The sequence below is a fragment of the Streptomyces sp. NPDC020731 genome, assembly GCF_044334705.1.
Lineage (GTDB): Bacteria > Actinomycetota > Actinomycetes > Streptomycetales > Streptomycetaceae > Streptomyces.
The window spans coordinates 161,228-176,400 of the sequence record NZ_JBIRTN010000005.1 but is presented as its reverse complement, the minus strand read 5'-3'; the positions used below and the strand labels follow the sequence as shown (position 1 = coordinate 176,400).

16 protein-coding genes are annotated in these 15,173 nt (G+C 70.0%); 6 read left to right on the top strand and 10 right to left on the bottom strand.

All coding sequences use genetic code 11. From position 1 onward, the window contains the following. Positions 1 to 76: 76 nt before the first annotated feature. Positions 77 to 490, bottom strand: a complete 414-nt coding sequence (locus ACH4VX_RS09750; protein WP_398366810.1) for an ATP-binding protein — start codon at positions 488 to 490, stop codon at positions 77 to 79. 204 nt (positions 491 to 694) lie between these two features. Between ACH4VX_RS09750 and ACH4VX_RS09745 the strand changes: the two genes are divergently transcribed. Genes ACH4VX_RS09745 through ACH4VX_RS09735 form a run of 3 tightly spaced genes read left to right on the top strand, consistent with a single transcriptional unit; the run spans position 695 to position 1,952 of the window. Next, complete coding sequence (locus ACH4VX_RS09745; protein ID WP_398366809.1) at positions 695 to 1,534, top strand: helix-turn-helix domain-containing protein; 840 nt, start codon at positions 695 to 697, stop codon at positions 1,532 to 1,534. 8 nt (positions 1,535 to 1,542) lie between these two features. After that, positions 1,543 to 1,737 carry a DUF397 domain-containing protein gene (locus tag ACH4VX_RS09740; RefSeq protein ID WP_078913967.1) on the top strand — a complete coding sequence of 65 codons (195 nt, stop codon included), beginning with the start codon at positions 1,543 to 1,545 and terminating at the stop codon, positions 1,735 to 1,737. Further along, the gene (locus tag ACH4VX_RS09735) at positions 1,734 to 1,952 is read left to right on the top strand and encodes a DUF397 domain-containing protein (RefSeq protein WP_398366808.1); all 219 of its coding nucleotides are present in this window, start codon (positions 1,734 to 1,736) and stop codon (positions 1,950 to 1,952) included. The genes ACH4VX_RS09740 and ACH4VX_RS09735 overlap by 4 nt, the downstream gene beginning before the upstream one ends. Here ACH4VX_RS09735 and glmS read toward each other — a convergent pair. Both glmS and ACH4VX_RS09725 read right to left on the bottom strand, forming a co-directional pair. Then, the gene (gene glmS / locus ACH4VX_RS09730) at positions 1,913 to 3,760 is read right to left on the bottom strand and encodes a glutamine--fructose-6-phosphate transaminase (isomerizing) (RefSeq protein ID WP_398366807.1); all 1,848 of its coding nucleotides are present in this window, start codon (positions 3,758 to 3,760) and stop codon (positions 1,913 to 1,915) included. The genes ACH4VX_RS09735 and glmS overlap by 40 nt on opposite strands. 124 nt (positions 3,761 to 3,884) lie before the next feature. Continuing rightward, on the bottom strand, positions 3,885 to 4,670 hold the full coding sequence (locus ACH4VX_RS09725; protein ID WP_398366806.1) for a hypothetical protein: 786 nt from the start codon (positions 4,668 to 4,670) through the stop codon (positions 3,885 to 3,887). Between the two features lie 210 nt (positions 4,671 to 4,880). Between ACH4VX_RS09725 and coaA the strand changes: the two genes are divergently transcribed. Both coaA and ACH4VX_RS09715 read left to right on the top strand, forming a co-directional pair. Next, positions 4,881 to 5,870, top strand: coding sequence for a type I pantothenate kinase (gene coaA, locus ACH4VX_RS09720; protein ID WP_398366805.1), 990 nt, complete (start codon positions 4,881 to 4,883; stop codon positions 5,868 to 5,870). A 16-nt stretch (positions 5,871 to 5,886) separates the two neighbouring features. Further along, positions 5,887 to 6,834, top strand: coding sequence for a DUF389 domain-containing protein (locus ACH4VX_RS09715; RefSeq protein WP_398366804.1), 948 nt, complete (start codon positions 5,887 to 5,889; stop codon positions 6,832 to 6,834). Between the two features lie 200 nt (positions 6,835 to 7,034). Here ACH4VX_RS09715 and glmM read toward each other — a convergent pair whose 3' ends face one another. The 4 genes from glmM to ACH4VX_RS09695 form a co-directional block, all read right to left on the bottom strand. Further along, positions 7,035 to 8,393 (bottom strand): phosphoglucosamine mutase, encoded by a 1,359-nt coding sequence (gene glmM / locus ACH4VX_RS09710; protein ID WP_398366803.1) that lies wholly within the window; start codon positions 8,391 to 8,393, stop codon positions 7,035 to 7,037. Positions 8,394 to 8,696: 303 nt separating this feature from the next. Continuing rightward, a complete protein-coding gene (gene rpsI / locus ACH4VX_RS09705; protein WP_398366802.1) occupies positions 8,697 to 9,209 on the bottom strand; it encodes a 30S ribosomal protein S9 in 513 nt (170 codons plus the stop codon). A 42-nt stretch (positions 9,210 to 9,251) separates the two neighbouring features. Further along, positions 9,252 to 9,695: a 50S ribosomal protein L13 gene (gene rplM, locus ACH4VX_RS09700; protein WP_037929612.1), complete on the bottom strand. Its 444-nt coding sequence runs from the start codon at positions 9,693 to 9,695 to the stop codon at positions 9,252 to 9,254. Between the two features lie 244 nt (positions 9,696 to 9,939). Beyond that, positions 9,940 to 11,136, bottom strand: coding sequence for a glycosyltransferase family 87 protein (locus ACH4VX_RS09695; protein ID WP_398366801.1), 1,197 nt, complete (start codon positions 11,134 to 11,136; stop codon positions 9,940 to 9,942). Positions 11,137 to 11,210: 74 nt separating this feature from the next. On the opposite strand from ACH4VX_RS09695, the gene ACH4VX_RS09690 reads away from it, so the two are divergent. After that, complete coding sequence (locus ACH4VX_RS09690) at positions 11,211 to 12,098, top strand: hypothetical protein (protein WP_398366800.1); 888 nt, start codon at positions 11,211 to 11,213, stop codon at positions 12,096 to 12,098. A 19-nt stretch (positions 12,099 to 12,117) separates the two neighbouring features. On the opposite strand, the gene truA is transcribed toward ACH4VX_RS09690, so the two are convergent. The 3 genes from truA to ACH4VX_RS09675 all read right to left on the bottom strand — a co-directional run bounded on the left by truA (position 12,118) and on the right by ACH4VX_RS09675 (position 14,829). Further along, complete coding sequence (gene truA / locus ACH4VX_RS09685) at positions 12,118 to 12,975, bottom strand: tRNA pseudouridine(38-40) synthase TruA (protein WP_398366799.1); 858 nt, start codon at positions 12,973 to 12,975, stop codon at positions 12,118 to 12,120. Positions 12,976 to 13,118: 143 nt separating this feature from the next. Further along, on the bottom strand, positions 13,119 to 13,616 hold the full coding sequence (gene rplQ, locus ACH4VX_RS09680) for a 50S ribosomal protein L17 (RefSeq protein ID WP_398366798.1): 498 nt from the start codon (positions 13,614 to 13,616) through the stop codon (positions 13,119 to 13,121). Between the two features lie 190 nt (positions 13,617 to 13,806). Continuing rightward, positions 13,807 to 14,829 carry a DNA-directed RNA polymerase subunit alpha gene (locus tag ACH4VX_RS09675; RefSeq protein WP_003966937.1) on the bottom strand — a complete coding sequence of 341 codons (1,023 nt, stop codon included), beginning with the start codon at positions 14,827 to 14,829 and terminating at the stop codon, positions 13,807 to 13,809. Between the last annotated feature and the right edge of the window lie 344 nt (positions 14,830 to 15,173).

The window sequence follows — 15,173 nt, the reverse complement described above, 5'->3', positions numbered from 1 at the left end:
GCCGGTTGGAGACATGCGAGGGTGGGTGGGGTGGACGCACGCTTCCACGTGGCCGTTGGGCCACTGGCAAACCCCGTCAGGCCGCACCCAGTTCGCACCACACCAGCTTCCCTCTGCTGCCGTCCCGGGACAGCGGCTGCCACCCCCACAGGTCGGAACACGCCCGCACCAGTGACAGTCCACGTCCGTCCTCCAGACCGAGGTCCGCGGACCGTTCGAAGGGCAGCGGCGCATCGGGCGGCGCGGGGTCGGTGTCCCACGCCCCGATCCGCAGCACACCGGCCGCCCAGCACACCCGCAGGGCCGCAGGCCCCTTGGTGTGCCGTACGGCGTTGGCCACCAGCTCCGCCGCGAGCAACTCGGCGACGTCGACCAGCCCGATCAGCCCGTGCATCGTGAGGATGAGACGGAGGGTGCGGCGGCTCACCGTGACCGCACGGGGGTCGTTGGGGATGGAGAGGGAGTACTCCCAGGACTCGTTCTCGGGCATGCCTGAACTCCGTTCAGTGGGGGTGGAGTCGATTCGCGGGCGGTGGCAGTGCCGCAGCCGTCATGGCAGGACGGAACGGTGCGCTTCCGCTGCGCTCACCTGTTATCACTGACGGTAGACCTAATATTTCATCCGGATCAAGCCGATCGCGTAATCTGGCCCCGAACGAGTCGCGCCCACAAGCGCGTTGAAAAGGAGCGGTCAATGGTCCTGCGGCGCGAACCCACTGCACGCCAGATGCGCCTGGCAGTCGAACTGCGCAAGCTACGTGACGCAGCCGGCCTCAAGGCCCGCGAAGCGGCAGCGTTGCTCGGCGTGAGCTCCGTCCAGATCAGTCACATCGAGTCCGGCCTCACCGGAGTGAGCGAGGAGCGGCTACGTCGCCTCGCCTCCCACTACTCCTGTACGGACAAGGAGTTCATTGATGCCCTGGTCGGGATGGCCACCGATCGGACACAGGGCTGGTGGGAGGAGTACCGCGGACTGCTTCCCACGTCATTCCTGGATCTTTCGGAGCTGGACCACCACGCCGCGTTCCAGCAGGACGTAGCGATCCTGTATGTACCCGGTCTGTTCCAGACGGAGGATTACTCCCGAGCGGTCTTCTCTTCCAGGCTGCCAGAACTCACTGACGAAGAACTGGAGTTGCGGGTCCGCCACCGCATGACACGCCAGCAAGAGGTCGCCTTCCCTCACGAAGTCGTGATTCATGAGGCCGCGCTGCGCATCAGGGTCGGCAACCGCGCTGCCGCCCGCACTCAACTCACCCGTCTCCTTGAGCTTTCCGAAGTGGACCGCATCACTTTGCGCGTCATCCCCTTCGACCTGGACGGTTTCGCCAGAGCCTCAAGCACGATGACGTACGTGGGCGGCCCCGTGCCCAAGCTGGACACCGTGGTGCGCGATGCACCCCACGGTTCCATCTTTCTCGACTCCGAGTCCCAGCTCACCACTTATCGAACGCGCTTCCGTAAGGTGGAAGCCGTGTCGCTCGAACCGGACCGGTCGCGCGACTTCATCCACGAGCTGACGAAAGAGCTGTGAGGCACTCGATGGACAACTGGCGCAAGTCGTCCTACTCCGGCGAAGGCGACGGCAACAACTGCGTGGAAATCGCGACCCACCCCACCCACGCAGCCGTCCGCGACTCAAAAGCTCCAGCCGGGGCGACCCTCACCTTCCCCGCCGAAGCCTTCGCCACCTTCGTGGAAGCGCTGAAGGCTCACTCCCCTGGGAGGCCGGCATGACCGCACTCGGCCGCTGGAAGAAGTCGTCCTACTCGGGCCCCGACGACGGCAACGAGTGCGTCGAGATCGCGCACACCGCCACTCACGTGGGCGTACGCGACTCGAAAGCCCCGGCCAGGGCGACCCTCACCTTCCCCGCCGGAGCCTTCGCCGCGTTCCTGGACGGTCTGAAGACCTACTCCACCGTCACCGACTTCGCCAGGTTCCGCGGCTGATCCACCTCGTTGCCCCGCGCCGTGGCCAGCTCGCACGCGAAGACCTGCAACGGCACCGTCGCCACCAGCGGCTGGAGCAGTGTCGGAGTGGCCGGGACGCGGATCAGGTGGTCGGCGTACTCGGCGACCGCCTCGTCGCCCTCCTCCGCGATGACGATCGTCCGCGCACCCCGTGCCCGGATCTCCTGGATGTTGGAGACGATCTTGTCGTGGAGGACGGAGCGGCCGCGCGGCGACGGGACGACCACGACCACCGGAAGGTCGTCCTCGATCAGCGCGATCGGCCCGTGCTTCAGCTCGCCCGCCGCGAAGCCCTCCGCGTGCATGTACGCGAGTTCCTTCAGCTTCAGCGCGCCCTCCAGCGCGACCGGGTAGCCGACATGCCGGCCCAGGAACAGCACCGTGTCCTTCCCGGCCAGCGACCGCGCCAGTTCCCGTACCGGCTCCATCGTGTCCAGGACCCGTTCCACCGCACCGGAGATCGAGGACAGGTCCCGCACCACCGCGCGGATCTCGTCCGCCCACTTGGTGCCCCGCACCTGGCCCAGGTACAGCGCGACCAGGTAGCAGGCGACCAGCTGGGTCAGGAACGCCTTGGTCGAGGCGACCGCGACCTCCGGCCCGGCGTGCGTGTACAGCACGGCGTCCGACTCGCGCGGGATCGTCGAGCCGTTGGTGTTGCAGATCGCCAGCACGTGCGCGCCCTGTTCGCGGGCGTGGCGCAGGGCCATCAACGTGTCCATGGTCTCGCCGGACTGGGAGACGGCGATGACGAGGGTCTGCTGGTCGAGGATCGGGTCCCGGTAGCGGAACTCGCTCGCCAGTTCCACCTCGCAGGGGAGCCGGGTCCAGTGCTCGATGGCGTACTTGGCGATCAGCCCGGCGTGGAAGGCCGTACCGCAGGCGACGATGACGACCTTGTCGATCTCACGCAGGACGTTCGCCGGGATGCGGACCTCGTCCAGGGTCAGCGAGCCCGCACCGTCGATGCGGCCCAGCAGCGTGTCGGCGACCGCCTTCGGCTGCTCGGCGATCTCCTTGAGCATGAAGTAGTCGTAGCCGCCCTTCTCGGCGGCGGAGGCGTCCCAGTCGACGTGGTACGCGCGGACGTCGGCCGCGTCGCCGTCGAAGTCGGTGACCGTCACCGCGTCCCTGCGCAGCTCGACCACCTGGTCCTGCCCCAGCTCGACGGCGTCCCGCGTGTGCGCGATGAACGCGGCCACGTCCGAGGCGAGGAAGGCCTCCCCCTCCCCCACGCCCACCACCAGCGGTGAGTTCCGCCGCGCGCCGACCACCACGTCCGGCTCGTCCGCGTGTACGGCGACCAGCGTGAACGCACCCTCCAGGCGGCGGCAGACCAGCCGCATCGCCTCCGCGAGGTCCGCGCAGCCGGAGAACTCCTCGGCGAGCAGGTGCGCGACCACCTCGGTGTCCGTCTCGGAGGCGAGGTCGTGCCCGCGCTCGGTCAACTCCTCGCGCAGGGCGGCGAAGTTCTCGATGATGCCGTTGTGGACGACGGCGACCCGGCCCGCGTTGTCGAGGTGCGGGTGCGCGTTGGCGTCCGTCGGGCCGCCGTGGGTGGCCCAGCGGGTGTGCCCGATGCCGGTGGTCCCGGTCGGCAGCGGCCGCTCGGCCAGCTCCTTCTCGAGGTTGACGAGTTTCCCGGCCCGCTTGGCGGTGGCCAGACCGCCGTCGGCCAGCACGGCGACGCCCGCCGAGTCGTACCCCCGGTACTCCAGCCGCTTCAGTCCGGCCGTCACGACGCCCAGCGCCGACTGCGGCCCCACGTATCCCACGATTCCGCACATGCCCGGCAGCCTACGGTCCGCCGGCCGCCGGAAAAGGTCTTCGCCTGCCCGAAATCGGAAATTCCCACCGGTGCACGAAAGCGTGCGGGCACCGGTGGGAACGGAACGCGGGACGCGGGACGCGTCAGGCGAGCTTGCCGAGCTGGGCGGCGACGACGTCCGCCGGGACCTCGAAGTCCTCGCCGGTGGCCATGGCGGCCAGGTTCACGGCGCTGAAGGAGACCAGGGTGGCGCCCTTGCGGACGACGACGATCTTGTTCGGCGCCTTGATCTCCTCGTCGACGGCCACGGTCAGGGTGATGGCGGTGCCCTCGTCCCCGCCCTCGGGCCCGGCGGACGTGGCGACCTTGACGACCTTGGCCTTCTCACCGGACACGGTGGCGGTGAAGCCGCCCGCGCACTTCTCCGCGGCGGTGATCAGGCCCTTCATCGCCTGCGCGGCGCCGTCACCCTCGTAGGAGGCGAGGTTGATCAGCATCTTGTCCACGTCGAGGGAGGCCAGCAGGGCGTCCTCGGGGTCCGTGCCCTCGGAGGGCTTCACGGGCTCACCCGTCCAGGACCGCTTCACGGTCGCGGCGGGCTCGCCCTGGGCCACGCCGGCCTGGGCGTGGGCCAGCGGCAGGCAGGCCGCGTCGTCCGTCTTCACCTGGTCCTTGGCGATGTCGTCCGTCGCCGCGACCTTGGTGGCCACCTTGCCGCTCTTGACGTCCGCCTGCGCCAGGCCCGCCTTCTCCAGCTCCGCGGCGGTGAGCGCCTCGGCCGCCGGCGCGGCGGAGGCGGTCGAGTCGCCCTTGCCCTTGCCGTCGTCGGCCTTGTCCTCGTCGCCGGAGCCACCGCAGGCGGTGGCGAGCAGGGCGAGCGCGGCGGCGGAGGCGGCGAGCGCGGTACGGCGGACGGCGGTGGTTCTCAAGGAGGAACTCTTTCTCGAAGGCGCGGAGGACTCCGCAACGCGTTGCGGGCAATTTAAACGGACTTCGAACACAGCCGCCGCGCAGATGATCATCGGACGATCACCCGGTATGCGACCGTGACAACCGCGTGATCTCGGACGGCTGCGAGCCACCGCCGTACGTGACACAGCCCACCTGTCGCCCCGTTCGAACTCCGTTAACAATGGACTGTGATCTCTCCGGTCCCCTCGATCCCCCGGAGCGCCCACCGGCAACGGCCGGAGGCGACTCCCTACCTGGACCTCACCCGCGCCGAATGGAGCGCGCTGCGCGACAAGACTCCGCTGTCCCTGTCGGCGGCGGAGGTCGAACAGCTGCGCGGCCTCGGTGACGTCATCGACCTCGACGAGGTGCGGGACATCTACCTGCCGCTGTCCCGGCTGCTCAATCTCTACGTCGGCGCCACCGACGGACTGCGGGGCGCGCTGAACACCTTCCTCGGCGAGCAGGGCTCCCAGTCCGGCACGCCCTTCGTCATAGGGGTCGCCGGTTCCGTGGCCGTCGGCAAGTCCACGGTGGCCCGGCTGCTCCGCGCCCTGCTCTCCCGCTGGCCCGAGCACCCGCGCGTGGAGCTGGTCACGACGGACGGGTTCCTGCTGCCGACGAAGGAGCTCCAGGAGCGGGGCCTGATGTCGCGGAAGGGTTTCCCCGAGTCGTACGACCGCCGTGCGCTGACCCGTTTCGTCGCCGACATCAAGGCGGGCAAGGGCGAGGTCACCGCCCCCGTCTACTCGCACCTCATCTACGACATCGTGCCCGACGAGAAGCTCACCGTGCGCCGGCCGGACATCCTGATCGTCGAGGGGCTCAACGTCCTCCAGCCGGCGCTGCCCGGCCAGGACGGCCGCACCCGGGTCGGGCTCGCCGACTACTTCGACTTCAGCGTGTACGTGGACGCCCGCACGGAGGACATCGAGCACTGGTACCTCAACCGCTTCAAGCGGCTGCGCGAGACCGCTTTCCAGGACCCGTCGTCGTACTTCCGCAAGTACACCCAGGTCTCCGAGGAGGAGTCCCTCGACTACGCCCGCACGATGTGGCGCACCATCAACAAGCCGAACCTGGTGGAGAACATCGCCCCGACCCGCGGCCGGGCCACGCTGGTGCTGCGCAAGGGTCCGGACCACAAGGTCCAGCGCCTCAGCCTGCGCAAACTGTGACCGCTACGCTGCCGCCATGCTGCACCTGCGCCTGATCACACCGGCCGACAGGACCGATGACGTGGTCCGACTGATCGAGGGGACGCTCGGCACCACGCATCTGTGTGTGCTGCCGGGCGCCGCCCGCACTCCCGCCGGGGACGTCGTGATGTGCGACGTGGCGCGGGAGGCCGGTGACGATCTGCTCAGCGGGCTGCAGCGGCTGGGGCTGGAGACGAGTGGTTCCATCGCCGTGGAGAACATCGGCCTGTCGCTGTCGAAGCGGGCCGAGCAGGCGGAGAAGGACGCGCCGGGCGAGAGCGCGGACGCGGTGCTGTGGGAGCACCTGACCGAGGCCACCCACGAGGAGTCGACCCTCTCGGTCACCTATCTCGCGTTCCTCACGCTGGCCACGATGATCGCGGCGTGCGGTGTGGTGCTGGACAACGCGATCCTGATCGTGGGCGCGATGGCGGTGGGCCCGGAGTTCGGGCCGCTGGCCGGTGTCTGCACGGCGGCGGTGCAGCGCCGGCCGCGTCTCGCGCTGCGCTCGGTGACCGCCCTGCTGGTGGGCTTCGCGGTGGCGATGGCGGTGACGGTGGGCTTCAGCCTCTTCATGGACGCGGTGGGGCTGTTCACCATGGAGCAGTTGGAGGGCGAACGGCCGCAGACCGGCTTCGTGTACGCCCCCGACTGGTTCTCGTTCGTGGTGGCGGTCCTGGCCGGAGCGGCCGGCACGCTCTCGCTGACGTCCGCGAAGTCGGGCGCGATGGTGGGCGTCGCCATCTCGGTGACGACGGTCCCGGCCGCGGCGAACGCCGCCGTGGCGCTGAGCTACGGCGACACCGTCCAGACCTGGGGGTCGACCGGGCAGCTCCTGCTCAACCTGCTCGGCATCACCGTCGCGGGCACCCTCACCCTGCTGGCCCAGAAGTACTTCTGGGCCGGCCAGCACAAGCGGCTGCGCAGGCGCGGTACGGCCTGACCGGCGCGGCGCTTCAGTGGTTGCCCGGCGTTGGTGCTGGCCGGGGGGGTGTTCGCGCGGCCCGGCGCTTGCGGGGTGCCTCCCCCAGAGGGGTGCCCCCAGCTCACCCGTGCCGCTCTGGGGGTACCTCCCAGGCATTCAAGGCACTGGGGGAGGCACGACTGCCCGCGGAGGGCGGGGGCGGCGGCACCCGCACCGGACTACCCCAGCGCCGACTTCACCACGTCCGCCAGGCGGCCGGCGACCGAGCGGGCCTGGTCGATGTCCGCGGCCTCGACCATGACGCGGACCAGCGGTTCCGTACCCGAGGGGCGGAGGAGTACGCGGCCCGTCTGGCCCAGTTCGCGCTCGGCCTCGGTGACGGCCGTGGCGAGTTCCGCGGAGCTCTTCACGCGGGACCTGTCCACGTCCGGCACGTTGATGAGGATCTGCGGGAGGCGCTCCATCACCGAGGCCAGGTCCCGCAGCGTACGGCCGGTCTCGGCGATCCGCGCCGCGAGCAGCAGGCCGGTGAGCGTGCCGTCGCCGGTCGTCGCGTGGTCGAGGACGATGACGTGGCCGGACTGTTCGCCGCCGAGGGCGTAGTCCTTCCCCTTCATCTCCTCCAGCACATAGCGGTCGCCGACCCCGGTCTGCACGAGCCGGATGCCCTCGCGTTCCATGGCGAGCTTGAAGCCGAGGTTGGACATCACGGTCGCGACGACGGTGTCGGAGCGCAGTGCGGAACGCTCCCGCATCGCCAGCGCGAGTACGGCGAGGATCTGGTCGCCGTCGACCTCCGCACCGGTGTGGTCCACGGCCAGGCACCGGTCGGCGTCACCGTCGTGCGCGATGCCCAGCGCGGCCCCGTGCTCGACGACCGCGGCCTTGAGCAGGTCGAGGTGGGTCGAGCCGCAGCCGTCGTTGATGTTGAGCCCGTCCGGGTCGGCACCGATGGTGACGACCTCGGCCCCGGCCCGGGTGAACGCCTCCGGCGAGACCTTCGCGGCGGCGCCGTGTGCCTCGTCGAGGACGATCCTCAGACCGTCCAGCCGGTTCGGGAGGACGCCGACGAGGTGGGCGACGTAACGGTCGAACCCCTCCTCGTAGTCCCGCACGCGGCCCACGCCGGCGCCGGTCGGGCGGTCCCAGGGGGCGCCGGTGCGGTGTTCCTCGTACACGGACTCGATGCGGTCCTCCAGCTCGTCGGCGAGCTTGTGACCGCCGCGGGCGAAGAACTTGATGCCGTTGTCCGGCATGGCGTTGTGGCTCGCGGAGAGCATGACGCCGAGGTCGGCGCCGAGCGTGCCGGTGAGGTGCGCCACCGCCGGCGTCGGCAGCACGCCGACCCGCAGGACGTCCACGCCCGCGCTGGCGAGGCCCGCGACGACGGCGGCCTCCAGGAACTCTCCGGACGCGCGTGGGTCACGTCCGACCACGGCGGTGGGCCGGTGGCCTTCGAACGTGCCCGCCTCGGCCAGTACGTGCGCGGCGGCGACGGACAGGCCGAGCGCCATCTCCGCCGTCAGGTCCGCGTTGGCGACACCGCGCACGCCGTCCGTGCCGAAGAGTCGTCCCACTTGTCCTCCTGAGGGTGCGTCAGTACCGAAAGCCGTTTCCGGGGCCGTGCCGAGGCGTCGGCCCCGTCCGCGCGATCGACGGTTGTGCCGCTGACGGTGCTGGTGATGTTGTTCGACGGTCGCGATGCGAGTGCGGCTCCGCATCCGCGGACACGCGCCACAGCGACGATGCCCGACCATCCGATCACATTAGCCTTTGAGCGCCTTGTGCCGTTATACGCCCACAGCAATGAATAAACGAACGCCCCGACAGCACTGTGGCGTGCCGCCGGGGCGTTCGGAGTACGCGCGAGCGCCTGCGATTTAGCGCTTGCTGTACTGCGGGGCCTTACGGGCCTTCTTCAGACCGGCCTTCTTGCGCTCGACCGCACGGTCGTCGCGCTTGAGGAAGCCGGCCTTCTTCAGTGCGCCGCGGTTGTTGTCGACGTCCGCCTCGTTCAGCGCACGGGCGACACCGAGACGGAGCGCACCGGCCTGACCCGAGACACCGCCACCCGCGATGCGGGCGATGACGTCGTAACGACCCTCGAGCTCGAGCACCTTGAAGGGCTCGTTGACTTCCTGCTGGTGCACCTTGTTCGGGAAGTAGTCCTCGAGGGTGCGACCGTTGATCTTCCACTTGCCGGTGCCCGGGACGATCCGGACGCGGGCGATGGCGTTCTTGCGACGGCCCAGGCCGGCGGCCGGCTGGGGCTCGCCGAACGCGGAGGCCATCGACTCCGAGGTGTACTCGCCCTCGACGGGCACCTCGGACTCGGTGGTGTAGCTGTCGATGTCAAGCTCTTCGAGCGGCTGCTCGGCAGTGGTCTCGGCCACGATGCTCCTCAGATTCTGTTCAGTCTTAGGGGGTGGCCGGACTTACTGCGCGACCTGGGTGATCTCGAACGGCACCGGCTGCTGGGCAGCGTGCGGGTGCTGGTCGCCCGAGTAGACCTTCAGCTTCGAGAGCATCTGACGGCCCAGGGTGTTCTTGGGAAGCATGCCCTTGACGGCCTTCTCGATGGCCTTCTCGGGGTTCTTCGCGAGCAGCTCGTCGTAGCGGACGGAGCGCAGACCACCCGGGTAGCCCGAGTGGCGGTACGCCATCTTCTGGGTCCGCTTGTTGCCGGAGAGGTGCACCTTGTCGGCGTTGATGACGATGACGAAGTCACCGGTGTCGACATGGGGGGCGTAGATCGGCTTGTGCTTGCCGCGCAGGATGGAGGCCGCAGTGGAGGCCAGACGCCCCAGGACGACGTCCTGAGCGTCGATGACGTGCCACTGGCGCGTCACATCGCCGGGCTTGGGGCTGTACGTACGCACGGTTCGTAGCCTTCGCTTCTTCAGTGAATGGTCCTGACAAGGTCACCGAAGACGATCACGACAGCCTTGACCGCACCGCGGTGACGCAAACCGCGCGCTGGTCGCTGGTCATCGGTCCGGTGGACCGGTGTAAGGGCCCCTCACGTGAGAATGAGCAAGCCACTACACACAACGAACGAGCAGAATACCCGCCCACGGCCGGACGGGTCAAAACGACCCCGTCCTCGACCTCGTCCTCGGTGGGCTACGCCGATTCTACGGCCGCACGCCGCTCCCCCGCCGCCTCGCCCGGACCGTCCGCCTCCCGCGTCCCCCGTGCGCAGTGGTGCGCGACCGTCACCGCCAGTACGCACAGCGTGAGGGCGTCACGGAAGGCCCGGCGCCTCCCCGACTCCAGCCACGGCCAGGTCACCCCCGGCAGCTGCGGCACCAGGGCGAGCCAGAACCAGGGCCGCCGCGCCACCGCCCCGGCGTACGGCAGACCGGCGAGCAGCAGCGGCAGGACGACCAGGAGGTAGTGGTTGTAGGAGGGCCGCGACACCAGGAACGCCGAGAGCATCAGGCCCGCGGACGTCTCCGTGAGCCGCAGCGGCACCGGACCCGGCCCGCGCCAGCGCCGGTACGCGCACACCACTCCCGCGGCGGCCGCGAGCAGCGCGAGCAGCGCGGCCGGGGCCCTGGGCACGCCGAGCCGGGGCAGCACGGCCGCCGGCGAGGCCTCGTAGAGCCGTACGAAGGCGTCGTCGCCGCTCAGCAGGAACGGCAGGGTGCGGGTGAGGAAGCCCGTGGGGTCCGGCAGGAACGGCGCCGCCGAGACCGAGGCGACCACCGGGATCAGCACCAGCACCGCCAGCGCCCGCCACCGGCGCGCGAAGAGGAACAGCAGCGCCATCGGCGCGAGCAGCGGCTTCAGCGCCACCGCCACCCCGATGACCGCGCCCGCCGCGACCCACCGGCCCCGGCTCGCCAGCAGCAGACACAGCGGCAGCGCCAGCACGGCCGTCACCGTCCAGTTGCCCAGCCGCACCAGCTGCCCGAACGGCGCGAAGCCGGCCGCGAGGCCCAGCAGCCCGAGGACGGCGAGCCTGCTGCCCAGCGGCACCCGGTGCAGCCGCAGGGCGCAGGCCCAGCCCAGCGCGAGGGCGAGGACCACCGCCACCGGCACCAGCACGTCGAGCACGGACCGCGGCAGCAGCGCCTGCGGGGCGGCGGCAACGACCGCGCTCGGAAAATAGAGGAAGTGCCGGTCGTCATACGGCGAACCACCGTCCAGCCAGACCCGCGCGGCGTCCACGACGATCGCGTTGTCCATCCCTCCGTCCGAGGTCACCAGCACCGTATGCGCCGTCAGCGCCCCCAGCACCGCCGCGAGTCCGGCCCACAGGTGTCCGCCCGCAGGACGCACCAACCACCCGGAGATGTCGCTTTTGCCCGTCACCATGGCGGTAACGCTAGGGCCCGCGGGCCCTGTTGAGGCGGACCAGCACGCCCCGCACCCCGTCTAAGATGCGCCCCATGAGTCTTGGGCAGGGGGGACCTCAGCAGCAGTGGGATCCCTGGAAACCGAATTCCCAGCAGCCCTGGAGCGGCGGCGGCTCCGGCGAGTCACCCGACTGGGCCGCGCTCGCCGACGCCTCCGAGGCCCGCGCCAAGCGGCGCCGACTGCTGTTCATAGGCGGCGGCGCGCTCGCCACCGTCGCGATAGGCACGGCCGTGGCGGTCGCCGTCGTCTCGGCGAACGGCAACGACGAGGCCTCGCCGGGCACCTCGTCCCAGCTGCCCGGGGCCTCCGACATCGACATACCGAGCCCCACGGGCACGGTCCCGTCGTTCGCCCCGACGAGCGCCCCACCGCCGCTGGACCCGAAGGACTTCATCGCCGGCGCGAAGAAGGACAAGGCCCCGCTGAGCCCCGACATCCTCTTCCCCGGCACCCAGCTGACCATGGGTGAGACGGTGTACAAGAAGGGCCCGACGGCGGACACCAAGAACTGCGCCTCCGCCGCGAAGTCCACGCTCCCGAAGGTCCTGAACGACAACGACTGCACCCGCCTGATCCGGGTCACCTACACCAAGGACGACATGGCGGTGACGGTCGGCGTGGCCGTCTTCGACACCGAGGCCCAGGCGACCAGGGCCAAGCAGCAGGCCGACAAGAAGAGCATCGTCAAGTCGCTGTCGGGCGGCGGCGTCAAGGACTTCTGCTCCGGCGCTGTCTGCCGCACCACGACCAACTCCTACGGCCGTTACGCCTACTTCACCATCGCCGGCTTCACGGCCGGCAAGGACGTGACGACGAAGGACACGGCCGTCTTCTCCGCGGGCGACGACCTGCAGACGTTCACGGTCCGTCAGATCCACCGCAGGGGCCAGGCCCAGGCGTCGGCGGCGGCAGCCGAGTAGCGCCGCCGCCCCGGCGGGGTCAGCAGCAGCCGGCCGTCGGCAGGGTCCGCTTGTTGCGGGCCTCCTTGCTGCGGGCCGCGAGGAGTTCGTCGGCCGGGTAGCCGACCTCCTCCAGCGTCAGGCCGTGCGGGCGTACGACGTGGACGGCCGAGTCCCGTACGCCCGCCGCCAGCACCTTGCCCGGCCAGTCGGGCGGACGGTGGCCGTCGCCGACGAACAGCAGCGCGCCGATCAGCGAGCGGACCATGTTGTGGCAGAAGGCGTCGGCCCGGACGGTCGCCGTGACGATCCCGTCCTCGCCGCGCACCAGGCTCAGTTCCTGGAGCGTACGGATGGTCGTCGCGCCCTCACGCCGCTTGCAGTACGCCGCGAAGTCGTGCTCCCCCAGCAGCCCGCGGGCCGCCTCGTTCATGGCGTCGACGTCGAGCGGCCAGTCGTGCCACAGCACGTGCCCGCGCAGCAGCGGGTCCACCCCGCCCGGGTTGTCGGTGACGCGGTAGGCGTAGCGCCGCCAGATCGCGGAGAACCGGGCGTTGAAGCCGCTGGGCGCCTCCCTGAGCGCCCACACCCGCACGTCCCTCGGCAGCCGCCCGGCGAGCCGCTTGAGGAGCTTCGTGTGGTGCTCGGCCCACACCTCCCGTGGCAGATCGACGTGCGCGACCTGACCGCGCGCGTGCACCCCGGCGTCGGTCCGCCCCGCCACGGTCAGCTCGTACGTCGTCCCCCCGGACCGCGTGACCGTACGCAGCGCGTCCTCGACCTCCCCCTGCACGGTCCGCCGCCCGCCGGCCTGCTTGGCCCAGCCCGAGAACTCGGTCCCGTCATAGGAAAGGTCCAGCCGCACCCGCACGAACCCGGGCCGCACTTCGTCACTCACGTACAGATCCTCTCACCCACGCAAAAGCGGGCCCGCTCCTGAAAAGGAACGGACCCGCAGTAGCGCCCCATGGGGGCGCGGGGAACTGCGCGACCAGCCACGACGGAGCCGCAGCCGCGAACGAACAGTCCCCGCCGGAACGCCTACGCGTCCTTCGACTCCTCGGCCGGAGCCTCGACAGCCTCGTCCTTGGTCGTGTCGACCTTGGTCTCGGCGGCCTCGGCGTCCTTCGCGGAACGCTTCGTCGCGGCCTCGGCCTCGCCGACCGCGGTCTGCTGCACCGTCAGCGCCTCGACCAGCTCGATGACGGCCATGGGCGCGTTGTCGCCACGGCGGTTACCGATCTTGGTGATGCGGGTGTAGCCACCGGGACGGTTCTCGTACCGCGGGCCGATCTCGGTGAAGAGCGTGTGGACGATGCTCTTGTCCGTGATGACCTGGAGCACCTGACGGCGGTTGTGAAGGTCACCCTTCTTCGCCTTGGTGACCAGACGCTCGGCGTACGGACGCAGCTTGCGCGCCTTCGCCTCGGTGGTGGTGATGCGGCCGTGCTCGAACAGCGCCTTCGCGAGGTTCGCGAGGAGCAGCTTCTCGTGCGCGGCGCTGCCGCCCATACGGGCACCCTTGGTGGGCCTCGGCATGGTGTTTCTCCTAGGTGTCTGCCCCGGCCGTATCAGGTACCGGGGTCAGTATCCGAGCAGACGGTTGTCTGTCGAAGATCCGGGCGCCCTTTCGGACGCCCGGAGGGTCCGCGCCCCGAAGGGGCGCGGGGAACTGCGCGACCGGCCACAACAGGCCTGCAGCCGTAGAACCGGCCTCCTCGCGGAGCGCTCAGTACTGCTCGGTCTCGACGAACCCGGCGTCCGCGTCGTCGTCCGCGCCGAACGCGTCCGCCGCGGCGGTGGGGTCGAATCCGGGCGGGCTGTCCTTGAGCGCGAGGCCCATGCCGGCCAGCTTCGCCTTGACCTCGTCGATCGACTTCGCACCGAAGTTACGGATGTCGAGGAGATCGGCCTCGGAGCGGGCGACCAGCTCACCCACGGAGTGGATGCCCTCACGCTTGAGGCAGTTGTACGACCGAACGGTGAGCTCCAGCTCCTCGATCGGCAGCGCCAGGTCGGCGGCGAGCGCGGCGTCCGTCGGCGACGGGCCCATGTCGATGCCCTCGGCGTCGATGTTGAGCTCGCGGGCCAGACCGAACAGCTCGACCAGGGTCTTACCGGCCGACGCCATGGCGTCACGCGGACGCATGGCCTGCTTGGTCTCGACGTCGACGATCAGCTTGTCGAAGTCGGTGCGCTGCTCGACACGGGTCGCCTCGACCTTGTAGGTGACCTTGAGGACCGGCGAGTAGATCGAGTCGACCGGGATACGCCCGATCTCCTGACCGACCTGCTTGTTCTGCACGGCGGAGACGTAGCCGCGACCGCGCTCGACGGTCAGCTCCATCTCCAGCTTGCCCTTGCCGTTGAGCGTGGCGAGGACGAGGTCGGGGTTGTGCACCTCGACACCGGCCGGCGGCGCGATGTCGGCGGCGGTGACCAGACCCGGGCCCTGCTTGCGCAGGTACATCACGACCGGCTCGTCGTGCTCCGAGGAGACGACCAGCTGCTTGATGTTGAGGATCAGGTCGGTGACGTCCTCCTTGACACCCGGCACGGTGGTGAACTCGTGCAGGACGCCGTCGATGCGGATGCTGGTGACAGCGGCTCCGGGGATCGACGACAGGAGGGTGCGGCGGAGGGAGTTGCCGAGGGTGTAGCCGAAGCCCGGCTCCAGCGGCTCGATCACGAACCGGGAGCGGAATTCGTCGACGACCTCTTCGGTCAACGAGGGACGCTGAGCGATCAGCATGTGGAGATCCTTCAGTCAGGGGCGCCCGCTATTTGACGCCCGACCAGTACTGCAAGGGTACGGGCGATACGACCCGAAAGAGTCGTACCGCCCGTAAAACCCTGGTGAAGCGAGTGAAGCGAGATCAGACGCGACGGCGCTTCGGCGGACGGCAGCCGTACTGCGACACTGCGGGGGACGACCCCCGCACCCCCAGCAGGGAGCCGACCCACCGAACCGCTGCGTCAGACGCGACGGCGCTTCGGCGGGCGGCAGCCGTACTGCGACACTGCGGGGGACGACCCCCGCACCCCCAGCAGGGAGCCGACCCACCGAACCGCTGCGTCAGACGCGACGGCGCTTCG

Coding starts and splice junctions, on each gene's coding strand:
- ACH4VX_RS09750 (WP_398366810.1), bottom strand. CDS start 490: ATGCCCGAGAACGAGTCCTGGGAGTACTCCCTCTCCATCCCCAACGAC.
- ACH4VX_RS09745 (WP_398366809.1), top strand. CDS start 695: ATGGTCCTGCGGCGCGAACCCACTGCACGCCAGATGCGCCTGGCAGTC.
- ACH4VX_RS09740 (WP_078913967.1), top strand. CDS start 1,543: ATGGACAACTGGCGCAAGTCGTCCTACTCCGGCGAAGGCGACGGCAAC.
- ACH4VX_RS09735 (WP_398366808.1), top strand. CDS start 1,734: ATGACCGCACTCGGCCGCTGGAAGAAGTCGTCCTACTCGGGCCCCGAC.
- glmS (WP_398366807.1), bottom strand. CDS start 3,760: ATGTGCGGAATCGTGGGATACGTGGGGCCGCAGTCGGCGCTGGGCGTC.
- ACH4VX_RS09715 (WP_398366804.1), top strand. CDS start 5,887: ATGCTGCACCTGCGCCTGATCACACCGGCCGACAGGACCGATGACGTG.
- ACH4VX_RS09695 (WP_398366801.1), bottom strand. CDS start 11,136: ATGGTGACGGGCAAAAGCGACATCTCCGGGTGGTTGGTGCGTCCTGCG.
- ACH4VX_RS09690 (WP_398366800.1), top strand. CDS start 11,211: ATGAGTCTTGGGCAGGGGGGACCTCAGCAGCAGTGGGATCCCTGGAAA.
- rplQ (WP_398366798.1), bottom strand. CDS start 13,616: ATGCCGAGGCCCACCAAGGGTGCCCGTATGGGCGGCAGCGCCGCGCAC.
- ACH4VX_RS09675 (WP_003966937.1), bottom strand. CDS start 14,829: ATGCTGATCGCTCAGCGTCCCTCGTTGACCGAAGAGGTCGTCGACGAA.